This window comes from Flavobacterium sp. (genome assembly GCF_044338735.1).
Classification (GTDB): Bacteria; Bacteroidota; Bacteroidia; order Flavobacteriales; family Flavobacteriaceae; genus Flavobacterium.
On the sequence record NZ_JBIIWV010000025.1, the window covers coordinates 1 to 18673 of the forward strand.

Consider the following 18673-nt stretch of genomic DNA (forward strand, 5'->3'; position numbering starts at 1 on the left):
AGAACGCTATAATTTGAACGATTACACAAACAATATAATAATATAAAGGTTTCATATCTTTTCCTGAAAGAATATTTACACCTAATATAATTCCAAAAGCAACCAATGGAACTATAATTAAAGCAATTGTTTTCTTGATACCTTGTAAATTAAAAACGGTAATTGCACCAGCCCAACGACCAATCATTAAACTACCCCAATACATAGAAATATAAGGTGCAATATCAGAAGATTGTAGACTACCAAACTCTTTCAGTTTTAATAACTCACCTAAATTACTACCAATCGCTACTTCTACCCCAACATATGTGAAGATGGCCAACATTCCTAAAACCAATTGTGGATATTGCATGGCTCCCCAACCTTCAGCTTTCTTTTTAGCTGCAGTATAAGAAAACAACAAACCACCTACAACAACTAATAAGGCACCTGAAAGCCACATCATACGTTCTCTTTCAATATTATTTTTAAGAGTTGTCAATTGTTCTTGTTTTTGTTCTAATGCTTTAGTATAAATAGCCAATTGATCACCAGTAAATTCAACAAGTTTTTGTTTATTTTTTTCGGTTTTAGCCACCGTAAATTCATATTCAATGGTTTCTATTTGTTTAGCCTCTTTACTCTTATAACTTTGAAATACAGGAGTAAACATTACTGCTAGTAAAATCGTCATGATTACCAAAGTTTTTAGCGCTTTATTTGCTTTCTCCATAGGTTCATTAGCAATTCCGCTAGGTACTTTTTTAGAAAAGTAAAACAAAGCCGCTGCTGCAATAAATAGCAATCCAACACCTATATATAATAAAACTACTTTGCTTAATTCTAAAGCTTTAATTTGTTCATCGGAAATAGAAGCTGCAGTTCCAAATAAAGCTAATGCTACAACAATAGGTCCAATAGTTGTTCCAAATGAGTTGATTCCTCCACCAAGATTAACACGACTTGCTCCTGTTTTTGGATCACCTAATAAAATCGCAAAAGGATTGGCTGCCGTTTGTTGCAAAGAAAAACCTAAAGCAACGATAAATAATCCAACGAGCATTCCAGCATAAACACTTGCCTCTACTGCAACAATCATGGCTCCTGCACCTAAAGCAGAAAACAACAATCCGTAAACAATACTTTTCTTATAACCCCATTTACCCACAATATCTTTACCTGATAAATCACCGAGTGCAAATAATAATAATGCCCCAACATAATATGCCGTATAAAAAGCAAAATCAACTAATTGAGATTGAAATTGGTCCAATGAAAAATAACTTTTACAAAAAGGAATAAAAATACTATTTCCTGCTGCAATAAATCCCCAGAAAAAAAACACTGTAATAAGCGTATACAATGCAGGGTAATTTGTTTTAATTTGGTTTGTACTCATAATTTAATTATTGGTTTAGTTTAGATTATTTAGAGTGAACAAATAAAAGTTCATACTCCATTAGCCAAATTTAACTTAATTTTTGAATTAGAAGTCATTTGTATAGTTTTTATAGCATAAGATTTTGGATTTTTCCCAATTAAATACTTTGCCATCATCATAAACAGTAGTTTTATATAATTTTAGTTAAGTAAAAATATTGATGCTTAAATATAAAAAAACTTCAGACTATAAGATTTTTTCATAGATAGCCTGTTTATTTACCATCAACATAATCCTGAAGATAGGCAAATCTTGGTGTTAATTTTCCGTTATCGGTTATTTTGGCTCTGTGTAGAAGGCCGTCTTTATCGTTGTTAAAAAAAGCAGGAATGACGTGTTTCATGAACATTTCACCAAAGCCCTCACTAGCATCTTTAGGCAATTCGCAAGGAAGATTGTCTACTGACATTACCATAACGGAAGCAGGATGTGTGTATGAAACTTCTTTGTGCTCACTAGGCAAATAGCCAAAAAATGGATCTGCAATTGTGGAAGCTTTTAACGTACAAGCGATGGGTCCATCAACATCACATGAAATATCGGCTACAACTTGTATTTTATTATCGGGAGCATTTAACATTTCACGGGTAAGAATATCTGGCGCACCATTTCCATGAAAATGACCTGCCATAAAAAGATCTGCTACCTTGGTAAATCGTTCAAAATCGGAACAATATTCTGACGGATTAGCATAAAAATCAGCTTTACTACTCGGTTTTCCATCTACTCTTTTGTTATAATCCAATACATCGATTTGCGTATAAACGGCTTCCGAATAGTTTTTGGTTAGAAAATCAGTAGCGGCAACTTGCTTAATCTTCATTCCGTCCAACATTTCTTTGGCGCCCATCCCTACTTTACCATGACCGGTCAAAACAATTTTTATGTTAGGTAATATTTGACGTTTCAATCGCGCTATTAACTCTTCCTGATTTTTTAATGTTTCGGCTTTTGCCAATGTAAATAAATCATATTTGATACCAAAAGCTCTAATTCCGTTGTAAGCCCCAACAATTCCAGCATAACGACCAAAACCAATCAGGCGTTTATTATTCTCGTCTGCAATAGTTTCATGATCGTACAAATCAATTTTATGCTCTAAAATAGCCTGTAATAATTTTCTATTATAAGGTTGTTTTTTAATAGTATGCGAAAAGAAAAAGTATTTTTTATTAGGAATCAAGGCTTCTACAGGAACTTCTTTAACTCCAAAAAGTACGTCGCATTGAGTAATGTCCTCACAAACTTGTATCCCATGTTCTTGATATTGCTCATCTGTGTAAACACGAATTGGCGAACTTTCAACAAATAATTCAACTTGTGGAAAAGTTGTTTTTAAACGAACAAGTTCTTCTGGTGTAAATACAACTCTTCTATCGGGTGGAGTTTTTCTTTCAGTAAGGATTCCGAATTTCATATTATATAAAATAGTGTAACTATAGGGTTTGTGAATGTTACAAATATAACATTTTCAATACTTACAAGCAAACGTTTTTTTTAATGAAATATTCAGCGTAATTTTGCGAAGATTTAATTCTATTGGGGTCGACTGGTTTTGACAGCGAGTGGAATTAATTAGTAAGCACGTCGAGCATTGTATGTTTAGCTCGTAAATCCAAATGTACACACCTATAAACGGCGAAAATAATTACGCTTTAGCTGCTTAATCTGAATTAAAGTAAGATTTGCCTAGTTCCGACCAGGTCGGAAAGCTAGATTCTCCTCAAAAGCCTTGGTTTATGGCGTTTTATTCAGGAGAACCGTAAATGTAAACCTAGGAACGGTAATGCTTTAAATCCGCTCCGACATTGATAAAGCTAAGTTAAAAGTGGCTGTTTTCTGCCTTGCTTTTAAACGAAAATCCAAGAGAAAACTAAGCGTGTAGAAACCTCTTTGATTGCTTGTTTGGACGAGAGTTCGATTCTCTCCGACTCCACTCGAACCAAAAAACCTCTAAAGCAATTTAGAGGTTTTTTTATGGTATTTCTTTAATAAAATTTTTATAAAATCTAACATTTGATTTTAAAATAAATCAATTTCACCAACCATCACGGACAGATTCTTTTTGAATCTAATTTATTTCTACTTAAAAGACTATAGATTGTAAACTAATAATTGTTTATCAACTTGTTTGTTTATAGTTCTTTAAATTATAGGTAAATTCTTTAGGAGTACAGTGGTTAACTTTTTTAAAAACACGGTAAAAAGTTACTTCAGATTGAAATCCAGAATCTTTACAAAGTGATTCAATGGAAAAGGTATCCAAATAGCCATTAGAAATTAATCGTTCAGCATGTGCAATTCGAAACGAATTTATGAAAGCGGAGAAATTTTTATAGCCGCTTGCGGCAATTACTTCTCGAATAATATTAGCTGAAATATCAGTATCTGATGATAAATTGGTAATGCTATAATTGGCATCTAAATAATATTTATTTTTATCCATTAAAAGATTCAATTGTGCAAATAAATCTTGAAATTTAGAGGTATCTACTGCAGTTTTTTTTGAGATGTGATTGAGCTTTGTAATTTGTAACAACAAGTTGGGACTTAATAAAATATAACTAGACATTATTAAGACAGTTAAAGAAAAACCTATCATTGAAATAGAACTAAATAGATTTTTATCAATTTTATAACCTATAAACCCAATCGAAACCCAGAAGAAAAGAAATACTTTCTGAAAATAAAAAAAGAAAATAAAAGAACGCGTTGATTTTTGCATGGATAGGTATCGAGGAGAATTATAAAATGCAAATAATAAATAACCGCCAAGCATTAAATAAAATATCGGATGAATTATACGTACTAAACGTAATATCAAATTTTTATTTTGAACAGACATCAAATGTTGGGTTTCAAATACAAAACTATATCCCTTACTTTTCATGAAATATATCGGTTCGTAAAAATAAAAAATCAAGATGGCAACTATTAAAATAACTGCTAGGTGGAGTAAATGTTGTACACTTAACCGACTTTTTTTTGCAATCAATTGCTGTAAACTGAAATAGTGAAAAATATTGTAAAGTGAATATACTATTGCCATTAATACTAGAATAGTTGCTGAATCGATAAGTTTAATGTTGTAACGGGTAAATAATATTAGTAATATGGTTGCGGTAATTAAACTAAAATATATTGCTAATGTACCTATAAGCATATAGTTTTTAGAATTAACTTTTCTGAGTAACAACAGTGTCGTAAATATCAGAAGTACTGTAGCTGCAAATAATAAAAAATCTGGAATCGATAAATGTAAATTCATAAAATGATTTTAGATAATCAAACTTAGTAATAATAAAATTAAAAAAAAAGTATATCATTTATTTGCAGAGGTTGCATTATATCAAAAACTATTTTTTGATATATATTAAGAATCTTTATACTTTTTTGAGCACTTTATAATTACGTGTTTTGTGAAAAATTATAAAAATATGCAAATTAGATTATTACTATTAATCAATTTTGCGACATCTTTATTCTTTGGTCAATCCCTACATCATCAAATGATGAGTGCGCAAGGAGGAAATTCAATTGCTCCATCGGGTTTAATTGTGAAATACACAATTGGACAACAATCAGTAACCGGAAGCACAACAGGCACCTACACAGTGCAACAAGGCTTTCAACAAAGTAATTGGAATAAAATTATTGAGCAGAACAATTCAGTTTCAATTACTACTACCACTTTCCCCATTCCTTTTAAAGATCTAATCAATTTTACCTTTTCGGGTAATGTAGGAGAAACTCTTTCAATTCAAATTTTTGATGTTTCTGGGCGATTAGTCTTTAATGACCTTCTTCAGGTAGTAGCGCAAACAACGGTATTAGATCTCAAGCATTTGCCTAGCGCAACCTATTTTGTAAAACTATCAAATCCAACCTATTTATACTACACTAAAATTATTAAAAATGAGTAAGAATTACCTTTTATTACTAGTATTGTTTTCGGGATGCTTTTTGCAGGCTCAAGAACTATTTTTTTCTAATGGAAAAAATTTCACAAAATATGATTATAAAAATTCACTTGGAAACACTAATGCTAACTTAAGAAGCGGCGAAGGTTCTTTTTACCAGTTAGGTTTAGATTTTAAGTTGAATAAAGCTGCAACTACAGATAAATTAAGTTATGCTGTTAGTGTTGTGTACAATCAATTTAATGCTGAAGGTGGCACAAGTACGGCTAACTATTCTTGGAAGACAAATTATCTAGGAGTTCAAAATGCGTTAAATTATACGTTGTTCCAAAACTCAAAATCGTTTAAAGTAAAAACAAAACTTGGCGTTGCTACTTCAACTATTATCAAAGGCGAACAGTCTATTAATAATGTAGTATACAACATTACTAAACAAGAAGAGTTTAAAGGCCTAACCATACAACCAAACGTTGGTGTTGATTTTCAATACGCCATTAACCAAAACGTTAGAATTTCTGCGGGATACGAATTTTCAAAAGCATTTAATGTTTCTAATTCATCTTCAGAAGAACTTTCTTTTACAAATAATCAAATTCACTTTGGATTACATTTTCCATTAAAATAAATAGTACATCATGAAAAAAATAGTAGCTACACTTTTATTATTTATGAGCTTCATTGGATATTCTCAAACAAATGGAATTACCTATCAAGCTGTAATATTGAATCCTTCTGGGGATCAATTACCAGGAGTAAACAATACAAATGCACCTTTAGCAAATAAGTACATTTGTTTAAAGTTTTCAATTATTGATCAGAATACGCAATTTGAATATATTGAAACGATACAAACCACAACGGATGAATTCGGAATGGTGAATTTAGTTATTGGTACGGGCGATCAAATTGGCGGTTACGCGTCTTCGTTTTCTACTATCCTTTGGAATGCAAATCCTAAGAGCTTAAAAGTAGATTTAAGTACGACAGGTGTATGTTCGTATTACACAGAAATAAGTAACCAACCTTTTACAGCAGTTCCTTTTGCGTTATATGCAGTAAATTCAGAAAGTGCAGCTGCGCTAACAGCACTTCAAGCAACAGTAGCAGCTAATGCTGCGGCAACCACAAACGCTTTAGCTTTAAAAGAAGATGCGATAAATAAATCTACAACTACTACTTTAGGAACTAGTAATGTGTTATTCCCAACTCAAAATGCTGTGAAAACTTATGTTGATTCAAACATAACAACAGTTAATGCAACTGTTGTTGCAAATGCAACAGCAGCAACAAATGCAATAGCTGCAGTTCAGGCAGATGTAAATCAAAATGAAGCGGATAGCGATGCAGCAGATGTAGTATTGCAAAATAATATCACAACTTTACAAAATACAGTAACTTCGAATGCTGCTGCTAACACAACAGCTTTAGCAACCAAAGAAGATGCTGCGAATAAATCAACAACTACAACATTAGGAACGAGCAATGTTTTATTTCCAACACAAAATGCAGTAAAAACTTATGTAGATACCAATATTACTTCAGTTAATGCGTCTAATACAGCGCTTCAAGCTACAGTTGCTGCAAACGCAGCGGCTACCACAACAGCTTTAGGGTTAAAAGAAGATGCTGCTAATAAATCAAATGCTGCCTTAGGAACGAGCACCACTTTATTCCCTACTCAAAATGCTGTAAAAACTTATGTGGATGCTCAAATTTCATCAGCTACTATTGCAGATGCAAATGCAACTACTAAAGGTAAAATTCAGTTAGCAGGAGATTTAGGTGGAACAGCTGCTGCACCAACGGTTCCAGGTTTAGCAAATAAAGAAAATTCAACCAATAAATCAACTGTAACTACTTTAGGAAATAGTGATGTATTATTCCCTACTCAAAATGCAGTAAAAACTTATGTGGATGCTCAAATTTCATCAGCTACTATTGCAGATGCAGATGCTACTACAAAAGGTAAAATTCAGTTGGCTGGAGATTTAACTGGAACAGCAGCTTCTCCAGTTATAGCAAACAATGCAATTACTACTTCAAAAATACTAGATGCCAATGTTACTGACGCAAAAATTGTAACGGTTTCAGGTTCAAAAGTGACAGGAAACATAACTGGTTCCGCAGCGAGTGTAACAGGTGTAGTTCCTGTATCTAATGGTGGAACAGGACAAACTACGATCCCGGCTGTGAAAAGTATATTGGGATTATCAGGGACAAAAGTAGCAATTGGTGCTGATGCAGGTTTAACAAGTCAAGGTAATGATGCCATTGCTATCGGATATAATGCGGGAGTTACTAATCAGGGCGCTTCCTCAATTGCTATTGGATATTTAGCAGGAGGTACAGCTACACAAGGAAATTCATCAATTGCCATTGGACCAATTTCTGGTGGCGGGGGTAATCAATCAGTGGCTATAGGACTTGCGGCTTGGACTGGCGCAAATAACGCAACTGCAGTAGGAACTTTAGCTGCTGCTGGTCATGTAAATTCTTCAGCTATAGGTTATCAGGCAGTTACAACTTCTCCTAACACCATTCAACTGGGGGCTGACGGAGTAACTGTTCAAGGATCTACTGCAATCACAAACGTAAGAACTAGTGGTACTTTAACAGCTGGTGCTGTAACGTATCCAAATACACACGGTTCAAGTGGACAAGTTTTATCCACAACAGGAAATGGAACATTAACATGGGTTGCACCAACTGCGAGTAGTTTGTCTGGAACAGTGGCAGTAGTAAACGGTGGTACAGGAGCAACAACAGCAACTGGAGCGTTAACAAATCTTGGTGCAGCACCAATCGCTTCACCAACATTTACAGGAACTGTAACCGCTCCTATATATGCTTCTACTCCACAAGCGTTAACTGATGCAGCAACAATTGATTGGAATCCAACTAATGGATTAAACGCAAGTGTTACTTTAGGTGGAAACAGAACTTTAAGTTTTTCAGCTACACCAGCAGTAGGTTCTTATGGAACATTAGTTGTAACTCAAGATGCCACAGGGGGAAGAACAATAACTTTACCATCTACATCAAACAAAGTATTAGGTTCAAGTTCAACTACTACTATTGCATTATCTTCAGCTGCGAATGCAAAAGATATTTTGAATTTTTATTATGATGGAACCAATTGTTATTGGAATATTGGACAAGGATACGGAACCGCAACACCAGCAGTGATAACAAACTTGGCTTCAGGAGTTTCTGGAACTTTACCTGTAGCAAATGGAGGTTCAGGCGCAGCAACTCTTACAGGATATATCAAAGGAAATGGTACATCTGCTATGACAGCGAATGCAAGTATTCCAGTAGCTGATGTGACGGGTGCAGCACCAATCGCTTCACCAACGTTTACAGGAACTCCAATAGCTCCAACAGCAAATGCAGGAACAAATACAACTCAAATAGCAACCACAGAATTCGTAACAGGTGCAGTTGCATCCGCAACGATTACAGATGCAACCACAATAGCAAAAGGTAAACTCCAACTAGCAGGTGATTTAGCTGGAACAGCAGATGCTCCAACAGTTCCTGGATTAGCATTGAAGGCACCTATAGCCTCTCCTACTTTTACAGGGACAGTAACTGCTCCTATCTATGCTTCTACTCCACAGTCATTAACTGATACAGCAACAATTGCTTGGAATCCTCTAAATGGATTGAACGCAAGTGTTACTTTGGGAGGAAACAGAACTTTAAGTTTTTCATCTATGCCAGCAATTGGTTCTTATGGAACATTAGTTGTAACTCAAGATGCCACAGGGGGCAGAACAATTACATTACCTTCTACTTCAAATAAAGTACTTGGTTCAACTTCTACTACTACTATTGCATTATCTTCAGCTGCGAATGCAAAAGATATTTTAAATTTTTATTATGATGGAACCAATTGTTATTGGAATATTGGACAAGGTTATGGTACAGCAGCAACAACAAATGTTGGGTCAAGTGTTTCTGGAACTTTACCTGTAGCAAATGGAGGTTCAGGCGCAGCAACTCTTACAGGATATATCAAAGGAAATGGCACATCTGCTATGACAGCAAATGCAAATATTCCAGTGGCTGATGTTACGGGTGCAGCACCAATCGCTTCGCCAACGTTTACAGGAACACCAATAGCTCCAACAGCAACTGCAGGAACAAATACAACTCAAATAGCAACCACAGAATTCGTAACAGGTGCAGTTGCATCGGCAACGATTACAGATGCAACCACAATAGCAAAAGGTAAACTCCAATTAGCAGGTGATTTAGCTGGAACAGCAGATGCACCAACAGTTCCTGGATTAGCATTAAAAGCACCAATCGCTTCTCCTACTTTTACAGGAACAGTAACAGCGCCTATATTTGCTTCTACTCCACAAGCGTTAACTGATGCAGCTACTATTTCTTGGAATCCTGCCAATGGATTAAACGCAAGTGTTACTTTAGGAGGAAACAGAACTTTAAGTTTTTCATCTATGCCAATAATTGGTTCTTATGGAACATTAGTTGTAACTCAAGATGCCACAGGGGGCAGAACAATTACATTACCTTCTACTTCAAATAAAGTACTTGGTTCAACTTCTACTACTACAATCACGTTATCTTCAGCTGCGAATGCAAAAGATATTTTGAATTTTTATTATGATGGAACCAATTGTTATTGGAATATTGGACAAGGATACGGAACGGCAACACCAGCAGTGATAACAAACTTGGCTTCAGGAGTTTCTGGAACTTTACCAGTGGCAAATGGAGGTTCAGGCGCAGCAACTCTTACAGGATATATCAAAGGAAATGGTACATCTGCTATGACAGCAAATGCAAGTATTCCAGTAGCTGATGTGACGGGTGCAGCACCGCTTGCCTCTCCAACATTTACAGGAACTCCAGTAGCTCCAACTGCATCAGCAGGAACAAATACAACCCAAGTGGCAACGACAGAATTTGTGACAGGTGCAGTTGCATCCGCAACGATTACAGATGCAACCACAATAGCAAAAGGTAAACTTCAATTAGCAGGTGATTTAGCTGGAACAGCAGATGCACCAACAGTTCCTGGATTAGCATTGAAGGCACCTATAGCCTCTCCTACATTTACAGGGACAGTAACTGCTCCTATCTATGCTTCTACTCCACAAGCGTTAACTGATGCAGCAACAATTGATTGGAATCCAACTAATGGATTGAACGCAAGTGTTACTTTAGGAGGAAACAGAACCTTAAGTTTTTCATCTATGCCAATAATTGGTTCTTATGGAACATTAGTTGTAACTCAAGATGCCACAGGGGGCAGAACAATTACATTACCTTCTACTTCAAATAAAGTACTTGGTTCAACTTCTACTACTACAATCACGTTATCTTCAGCTGCGAATGCAAAAGATATTCTGAATTTTTATTACGATGGCACCAATTGTTATTGGAATATTGGACAAGGATATGGAACAGCAGCAACAGTTGCCTCTACAAATTTGGCCTCTAGCGTTTCAGGAACTTTAGCTGTTGCAAATGGAGGAACCGGATCAACAACAAAAACTACTGCATTTGATGCTTTATCTCCAATGACAACTTCTGGAGATATTATTTATGGTGGAGCAAATGGTACTGGAACCAGATTAAGTAAGGGAAGTAATGGTTCTTTATTGACAATGGAAAATGACCTACCAACTTGGAATACGTCCATTAAAGCAACAGCAGGTTCTACATACAATGCTCCTGTAGGTTTCTCTTTCATTGGGGGTGATTGGGCAAGAAATACAGGAATGTTTAGTGATAACCCTGATGCAGGTGGATCAGCTACATTGAAATTCCGCATTGCAACATCAAATTCAAATGCTTTTTCTTATTTAGAAATTAATCCTTCAAAAGTGTCTGTGTTACCCACTACAGCATCAACTAGTAAAACAACAGGAGCTTTAACAGTTGCTGGAGGTTTAGGAGTGGATGGGAACATTTATACCAATAATTTAAATGCAAGCGGAACAGTAACTGCAGGTTCAGTTACCTATCCAAATACCCACAATTCAATTGCGGGTCAAGTATTAACTACAAACGCGACTGGAATAGCTACTTGGGCAAGCGCTGCTCTACCCTCAAAACTAGAAGGCACAGGTTTCACGGGTGGTTTATTAGTCGGACATCAAACAACTGGTAATATAACTGGAGCTGGGGCGTTTCAAAATACTGGAGTTGGTATTGGCGCTTTGCAAGCTGTTTCTAATTCTGCTATTGCTAATACTGCAACAGGATACGAATCGTTACAAAGTTTAACTAGCGGACAATTTAATACCGCAATGGGCTATAGAGCTTTAAAGAATGTTACTACATCACTGGATAATACAGCATTTGGTTCACAGTCCTTAATGTTGAATACTGGAGCTGCCAATACTGCAATAGGTAATCTTTCATTGCAAACTAACACAACTGGTAACAATAATACTGCAATAGGTGCAAGTGCTGATGTTTCTTCTGTTAATTTAACAAATGCAACTGCGATAGGTTTTAACGCTAAAGTAGCAACAAGTAATACCATCCAATTAGGAAATGCAAATGTTACCAATGTACAAACAAGTGGAACCTTAACTGCAGGTTCAGTTACTTATCCTAATACACACGGTACAGCTAACCAAGTGTTAAGTTCAAATGGAAGTGGAACTTTAGCTTGGGTAACTCCTGTTTCTTCTGCTGCATCCTTAACTGGTACTTTAGCAGTAGCAAACGGAGGTACTGGAGCAACCACATTAACTGGCTATATGAAAGGTAATGGTGCATCTGCAATGACAGCAAGTTCAACTATACCAGTTAGCGATGTATCTGGTGCGGCACCTATAGCGTCTCCTGCCCTAACAGGGACACCGACGGCTCCAACAGCAACATCTGGAACAAATACGACACAATTAGCTACCACTGCATTTGTAACTTCAGCAATTTCTACATCTGGTCTTCCATCTCAAAGTGGAAATAACGGGAAATTCTTAACGACTAATGGTAGTTCAGCATCTTGGGCTTCGTCTGCTGGTGTGCCTTATTCTGGGGCTTCAGGAGCAGTTAATTTAGGAGATTATAATTTAACAGTTAGAGGAATTAAAATAGGTACTTCAGGAACTGATAACTTTGCCTTACAAAATAATATGGTTATAGGAAAAGATGCGCTTGTCAATACTACAAATGGATACAACAATATGGCCATTGGGAATGGGACATTATATTCAAACGTTGGTGGATATAATAATCTTGCCATTGGAAATGAATCACAATATAATAATTTATGGGGGTGGGGCAATGTATCTTTAGGTATTGCAACATTAAACCAGAATGTAATAGGAAATTTCAACACAGCTGTTGGACATGGAGCGGGATATTTTTTAACGTCAAGCTACAATACAGCATTTGGACACAATGCGCTAGATGGTCAAGCTGACGGAGGAGGAAATACTGGTGTTGGAGTTAATGCGGGAGGCGTTCCTTGGAATCAACGAACCTATAACAGTACCTTTTTAGGATACAATGCAAAGGCGCAAAGTGGTCTTGATAATGTCATCGTAATCGGTTACAACGCCTATACCAATGAGCATCATACTATTCAATTAGGAGACAGTAGAATCGTAAAATTAAAAACTAGTGGAACGATTTGGTCGAATGGATCACAATTGACTTCTGATGCACGTTTAAAAACCAATATTCAGCCGCTACCAAATAGCATAGACCTCATTATGAAATTGAATCCGGTTCACTATACTAAGAAAAATTCAATCGAATCAACCGATTACGCGAAAACGGAAAATGGATTTATAGCACAGGAATTACAAAAAGTATTGCCTTATTTAGTTATTGAGGGTACTGACAAGGATAAAATTCTATCAGTAGATTACAATTCTATTATTCCTGTTTTAACAAAAGGAATTCAAGAACAACAATTACTAATTAAAGCACAGCAAAAGCAAATTGACGAAATGAGATTAATGCTTGATAAATTAATAAAAGATAAAAAATAATGAAAAAACTCATCACCTTATTATTCGTTTTCTCTGCATTTACTTCCAATGCACAACGTACCATGTTTACTAGTCAAAATAATTACGTGGCGCCACCCTCTCCACCTGTTTTAGTAACCACAGCTGTAACAGCTATAACTGGCACAACTGCTACAAGTGGAGGAACTATTACTGCTGATGGAGGCGCAACGGTAACCTCAAGAGGTTTAGTTTGGGGTACAAGTCCTGGAGCTTCAACGTTTAGTTCAACTTCTGGAGCTGGTATTGGTACTTTTTCAACAAATTTAACTGGGTTAAATATTTCAACTACCTATTATGTAAGAGCATTTGCTACCAATAGTGTGGCAACTGTTTATGGAGCTGAAGTATCTTTTACTACTATAACGCCTCCACCTCCAGCTGCTGGAGATAGTTATGGTGGCGGTAAAATATTTTACATTTTTCAACCAGGTGATCCGGGTTATGTGGCTGGGCAATACCATGGATTAATAGCAGCCACTTCAGATACTCAAGGATATCGCGTTTTTGGCTGCAGGGGGTGGCCTGCAGGAACTAGTACAGCACTTGGAACAGGAGCTGCAAATACTACAACCTTACTAGGTTGTAGTGATACTTTTTTTGCAGCAAAATTGGCGAGAGCGGTAAGAGATGGAGGATATACTGACTGGTATCTACCGAGTAAAGACGAGCTAAATAAATTGTATTTGAACAGAAATTTAGTGGGTAATTTTATTGATGATAAATATTGGTCTTCAAGTGAGTGGAGCCCTTGGAATGATGCGTATGCATGGTATCAAAGTTTTAGTAATGGTAGTCAGAATGGGGATGATAAGAATGCCCAAAAGGGTATTAGAGCAATTAGAACATTTTAAGCAATTATGAAAAAAATTATCACGATATTATTCGTTTTCTCTGCATTTACTTCCAATGCACAGCGCACCATGTTTACTAGTCAAAATAACTATGTGGCGCCACCCTCTCCTCCTGTTTTAGTAACCACAGCAGTAACAGCTATAACTGGAACTACTGCTACAAGTGGTGGAACTATTACTTCTGATGGAGGTGCAACTGTAACCTCAAGAGGTTTAGTTTGGGGCACAAGTCCCGGAGCTTCAACGTTTAATTCAACGTCTGGAGCTGGTATTGGTACTTTTTCAACAAATTTAACAGGGTTGAATATTTCAACTACCTATTATGTAAGAGCATTTGCTACCAATAATGTGGCAACTGTTTATGGATCAGAAGTGTCTTTTACTACTATTACGCCACCTCCCCCAGCCGCTGGAGATATTTATGGTGGCGGTAAAATATTTTACATTTTTCAACCAGGAGATCCTGGTTATGTGGCTGGGCAATACCATGGATTAATTGCAGCCACTTCAGATACTCAAGGTTATCGCGTTTTTGGCTGTAGGGGTTGGCCAGCTGGAACTAGTACAGCTCTTGGAACAGGAGCTGCAAATACTACAACCTTACTAGGATGTAGCGAGAATAATTTTGCAGCAAAATTGGCCAGAGCGGTAAGAGATGGAGGATATTCTGATTGGTACCTACCGAGTAAAGATGAGCTGAATAAGTTGTATATAAATAAAAATATAGTAGGTAATTTTATTGAAACACATTATTGGTCTTCAAGTGAGAGTGACTCGAATTATGCTATTTTTCAAAATTTCGGAACTGGTGCTCAAAGTAATAGTGATAAGAATGGACAAAAGGGTATTAGAGCCATTAGAACATTTTAAGCAATTATGAAAAAAATTACCACGATATTATTCATCTTCTCTGCATTTATTGTTAATGCGCAGCGCACGATGTTTACTGGTCAAAATAATATATACAGATTTACTTGTTGATGTAACACTATCAATAGCAAACATAAACTGTGTTTAAAAGAAGATTTTTAGCCTCAAAAGTTCGAAGACAAATCTTCTATCTCCACTAAAAAAAGACCTCATATTTTCATAAGAGGTCTTTTAGTTTTTAAATAAATTCAGACTATTAATTGTCTGCAAAAAGTTTACAGATGTAAGTTAAACCAAAAATTAATTCTTTATAAATTTCACAGGAGTGCCTCCATCAATTTTTAAGAAATACATACCGGTTTTCAATGTAGCAATTGAAATTTCGGAAGTAGTAGCTGCTATAACTTGTGTGCAAACCGTTCTTCCCAATTCATCAATAATTTGATACGCTTTTCCAATGTTTTGTGCATCAACTTCTAATTGAAGCATACTTGTTGCCGGGTTTGGAAATACGAATGCTTTTGAAGCAGAAAAATCATTAGATCCTAATGGGCTTTGGAACAATATTGCCACTTCATTAGGTGTTAACGCTCGATTCCAAATACCAATGTCATCTAAACTTCCGGTAAAATAATCTCCTGAAACCCCGCGACCAATCCAAAAAGGAAGAACGGCTTGGGCTACATTTGTATGCGTGTTGGTGGTAGTTCCCTGTAAAACACCATTCCTGTAAAACGTCATCGTATTTCCTGAATAAACACCTACATAATGTTCCCATTGATTGAGTACAAAATTTGTTGTAGCATTGGTCCAAAACCAAGCAGACTGCTGTTTATTGGTCCCGAAAATAGCCTTTGTTGCATCAGATTGAACAAGCCAAATAAAATTCGAACTTGTCGTGTTTCCACTCATAATAGCAACACCCACATTATTATTTGTTTTTTTAATCCAAATAGATACTGAAAAACTTCCGGTCTGCGTAAAGGTGTGTCCGAAACTTGTTCGCGTTAAATAACTCGAAGTACCGTTAAAAGAATATGCTGAATTTGAATTTCCAAATCGATCAGATGTAGGAGTTAAATTAAAAGCTGTTAATGTGTTTGCACTACTTGACGCATCTGTTGCATCAGTCATACCCCACCAAGCAAGTAAGCCTGAGGTAGGAACATAAGCAGGCGGTTGTGCAGAAACAATATAAGCACAAAAACAAAAGAATATTGTAAAGTAGTTTTTTAAGTTCATAAACAGTTGGTTTTAAAGTTATTATATACAAACTTAGTGAATTTAAAAATCTATTCATAAAATATATTAGATTCTTTAATTATTTTGTTAAAAAAATTAGGATTAAAAGTTTGATACAACTACTCTTTTCTTTCACTCTAACCAAAAGACCTCTTATAAAAATAAGAGGTCTTTTTTTTGTAATCAAAAAATCATAACCAGAGTATGAAATTTATATTGTTTTAAAATTCATAATAATTTCTTCAATATCCTCTTTTATAAATTCCCAGTATTTGCCTTTGAAACAAACAGGATTGAATTCATCATCTGCTAAGCTAAAATCAGTAAAATTTTGAATAATCAAATCAATGTCGTGTGTATATGGATATCGTTGTTCGTGTAAATCTAACATTTGAGTTAAACTATACTTTTCAAATAGTTCGTGTTAATCCCAAAAATCTTTTTTTCTACCACCCCTTTGAACTACATCTAATTTCATGGCAATGATTTCCTCTATTGTAGCCATTCGAATAGTATCTTCTAAATAAATAGGTTGAATAAATTTGTCAGTATAAAAAATATCCAACTTTAATGCATTGTCTTTATCCTCCCCTATTAAATACGATTTCCCAATTCCAGGAATTATATTAGAAAGATGGTCAACATATTTATAATTGGCTTCTAAATACTTCTCAATGGCATCAAAATCTATTTCACCATAATCAACATCGCTAAAAAGATCTATATCTATAGATTCCCTGTGTCCAATTTGTAAACTCAATGATGTTCCGCCAACGAGTCTAAAGTTTTCAAACGCTTTAGCTGCCATCAATTGAACCAATCCTTCTTTTAATAAATCGTTTACAGTTTTGTAGTAAAGCATTAGTACTATTTATTTTTATAAATCGTATATGGTTTTCCGCTTGATGCATTAAGCGCAGTTTCTATTTTCTCCGAACCATAAAAATGAATTAACTCTTGTTTTTCAATTTCATTTCCTCGTTCAAAAATTCTTCGAATAACTGCTTTATAATGCTTATCCCAATCAATCATAGCGATATCGGTGTCCCAAAATAATGACTTTCGAATTAAAGCTAAATCAGGAGTATTATCCACTCTTTTATGCTTTTCCTCATTAATATCAAAGTAGGTTTGAAGTATTGCTAAAGTTCCTTCTTCTAATCCAAGTTTCTCTTCAATTTTAAGTGCTAAAGCTGTGTTCAACTTGCGTTTACCTTTGGTAATTGCATTAAGTGTTTGTGGATGTTCCCCAATAGATAAGGCAAATGGTCTCTTGTGGAGCGATCTTTTTCTAAATTCTCGTTCCAAAATAAATCCCGGGTGTATTCCTTTATATTTTTTTAAATAGCTATTGATATTGCAAATGTAAACAAATTTGTTTACATATTTTTAATTCTTTTGATAAATTAAGAAAACGATAAAAAAATAAACATAAGAAAAACTCTCTACTTTTGAAGAGGATTTTAGTCTCAAAAGTTCGAATACAAATCTTCTATCTCCACAATAACCCCATTTTTGGGGTTATTTTTTTTTATACTCTAATTATCAAAGCATCATTATTTAAAATAGCTTTTTGATTTCCTATATTTGCATAAATTTTTAAATCATGCAACACATAATCGATCGCTTTATAAGCTACGTAACTATAGATACAGAATCGGATGCGAGTTCAAATACCACTCCAAGCACCAAAAAACAATTAGACCTAGCCAATCTTTTGGTAAAAGAACTGAAACAAATAGGCCTAACCGAAGTAACCATTGACAAAAATGGATATGTAATGGCTACGCTTGAAAGCAATGTAAAACATGAAGTGCCTACCATTGGTTTTATTTCACATTATGATACTACGCCCGATTTTACTGGTGCCAATGTAAAACCTCAAATTATAACCAACTATGATGGTGGCGACATCATTTTGAATAAAAAACAAAACATCGTTTTATCACCTGCCTATTTCAAAGATTTATTGCAATACAAAGGACAGACTTTAATTACAACCGACGGAACTACCCTACTTGGTGCCGATGATAAAGCCGGAATTACCGAAATCGTATCGGCGATGGAATACCTGATACAACATCCTGAAATCAAGCACGGAAAAATTCGCGTTGGATTTACACCTGATGAAGAAATTGGAAGGGGCGCACATAAATTTGATGTAGAACAGTTTGGTTGCGAATGGGCTTATACCATGGATGGCAGCCAAATAGGCGAACTAGAATATGAAAACTTCAATGCTGCTGGAGCTAAAATTACCTTCAAAGGAAAAAGTGTGCATCCGGGATATGCAAAAGGAAAAATGATCAACTCCATGCTTTTGGCCAACCAATTCATTTCAAAATTACCTAAAAACGAAATTCC

At 35.5% G+C, this 18673-nt stretch carries 13 protein-coding genes and 1 other RNA gene; 7 read left to right on the forward strand and 7 right to left on the reverse strand.

Annotation, left to right across the window (positions count from 1 at the left end; translation table 11 throughout):
* Both ACIQZC_RS03130 and ACIQZC_RS03135 read right to left on the reverse strand, forming a co-directional pair.
* Positions 1–1378: MFS transporter (locus ACIQZC_RS03130; RefSeq protein ID WP_396137784.1), on the reverse strand; the 1378-nt coding region annotated here is incomplete at its 3' end.
* Positions 1379–1634: 256 nt separating this feature from the next.
* The gene (locus ACIQZC_RS03135; RefSeq protein WP_396137785.1) at positions 1635–2837 is read right to left on the reverse strand and encodes an NAD(P)-dependent oxidoreductase; all 1203 of its coding nucleotides are present in this window, start codon (positions 2835–2837) and stop codon (positions 1635–1637) included.
* Positions 2838–2961: 124 nt separating this feature from the next.
* Between ACIQZC_RS03135 and ssrA the strand changes: the two genes are divergently transcribed.
* Positions 2962–3359: a transfer-messenger RNA gene (gene ssrA, locus ACIQZC_RS03140) on the forward strand.
* Positions 3360–3542: 183 nt separating this feature from the next.
* Here the strand turns inward: ssrA and ACIQZC_RS03145 are convergent.
* Positions 3543–4688 carry a helix-turn-helix domain-containing protein gene (locus ACIQZC_RS03145; protein ID WP_396137786.1) on the reverse strand — a complete coding sequence of 382 codons (1146 nt, stop codon included), beginning with the start codon at positions 4686–4688 and terminating at the stop codon, positions 3543–3545.
* A gap of 169 nt (positions 4689–4857) precedes the next feature.
* Between ACIQZC_RS03145 and ACIQZC_RS03150 the strand changes: the two genes are divergently transcribed.
* From ACIQZC_RS03150 to ACIQZC_RS03170, 5 genes are read left to right on the forward strand one after another with little or no spacing between them, the layout of a single operon-like run.
* A complete protein-coding gene (locus ACIQZC_RS03150; protein ID WP_396137787.1) occupies positions 4858–5343 on the forward strand; it encodes a T9SS type A sorting domain-containing protein in 486 nt (161 codons plus the stop codon).
* Positions 5336–5965, forward strand: coding sequence for a hypothetical protein (locus ACIQZC_RS03155; RefSeq protein WP_396137788.1), 630 nt, complete (start codon positions 5336–5338; stop codon positions 5963–5965). The genes ACIQZC_RS03150 and ACIQZC_RS03155 overlap by 8 nt, the downstream gene beginning before the upstream one ends.
* A 10-nt stretch (positions 5966–5975) precedes the next feature.
* Positions 5976–13325, forward strand: coding sequence for a tail fiber domain-containing protein (locus tag ACIQZC_RS03160; protein ID WP_396137789.1), 7350 nt, complete (start codon positions 5976–5978; stop codon positions 13323–13325).
* Positions 13325–14197, forward strand: coding sequence for a DUF1566 domain-containing protein (locus tag ACIQZC_RS03165; protein WP_396137790.1), 873 nt, complete (start codon positions 13325–13327; stop codon positions 14195–14197). The genes ACIQZC_RS03160 and ACIQZC_RS03165 overlap by 1 nt, the downstream gene beginning before the upstream one ends.
* 6 nt (positions 14198–14203) lie before the next feature.
* Positions 14204–15067, forward strand: coding sequence for a DUF1566 domain-containing protein (locus ACIQZC_RS03170; RefSeq protein WP_396137791.1), 864 nt, complete (start codon positions 14204–14206; stop codon positions 15065–15067).
* Positions 15068–15367: 300 nt separating this feature from the next.
* Here the strand turns inward: ACIQZC_RS03170 and ACIQZC_RS03175 are convergent, their stop codons facing one another.
* From ACIQZC_RS03175 to ACIQZC_RS03190, 4 genes are all read right to left on the reverse strand, one after another.
* A complete protein-coding gene (locus ACIQZC_RS03175; protein ID WP_396137792.1) occupies positions 15368–16309 on the reverse strand; it encodes a LamG-like jellyroll fold domain-containing protein in 942 nt (313 codons plus the stop codon).
* A gap of 211 nt (positions 16310–16520) precedes the next feature.
* Complete coding sequence (locus tag ACIQZC_RS03180; protein WP_396137793.1) at positions 16521–16700, reverse strand: hypothetical protein; 180 nt, start codon at positions 16698–16700, stop codon at positions 16521–16523.
* A gap of 33 nt (positions 16701–16733) precedes the next feature.
* Complete coding sequence (locus ACIQZC_RS03185) at positions 16734–17171, reverse strand: nucleotidyl transferase AbiEii/AbiGii toxin family protein (protein ID WP_396137794.1); 438 nt, start codon at positions 17169–17171, stop codon at positions 16734–16736.
* Between the two features lie 5 nt (positions 17172–17176).
* On the reverse strand, positions 17177–17617 hold the full coding sequence (locus ACIQZC_RS03190; protein WP_396137795.1) for a transcriptional regulator: 441 nt from the start codon (positions 17615–17617) through the stop codon (positions 17177–17179).
* 298 nt (positions 17618–17915) lie between these two features.
* Here ACIQZC_RS03190 and pepT point away from each other — a divergent pair.
* Positions 17916–18673 (forward strand): peptidase T (pepT, locus tag ACIQZC_RS03195; protein WP_396137796.1); only part of this gene is annotated, 758 nt, incomplete at its 3' end.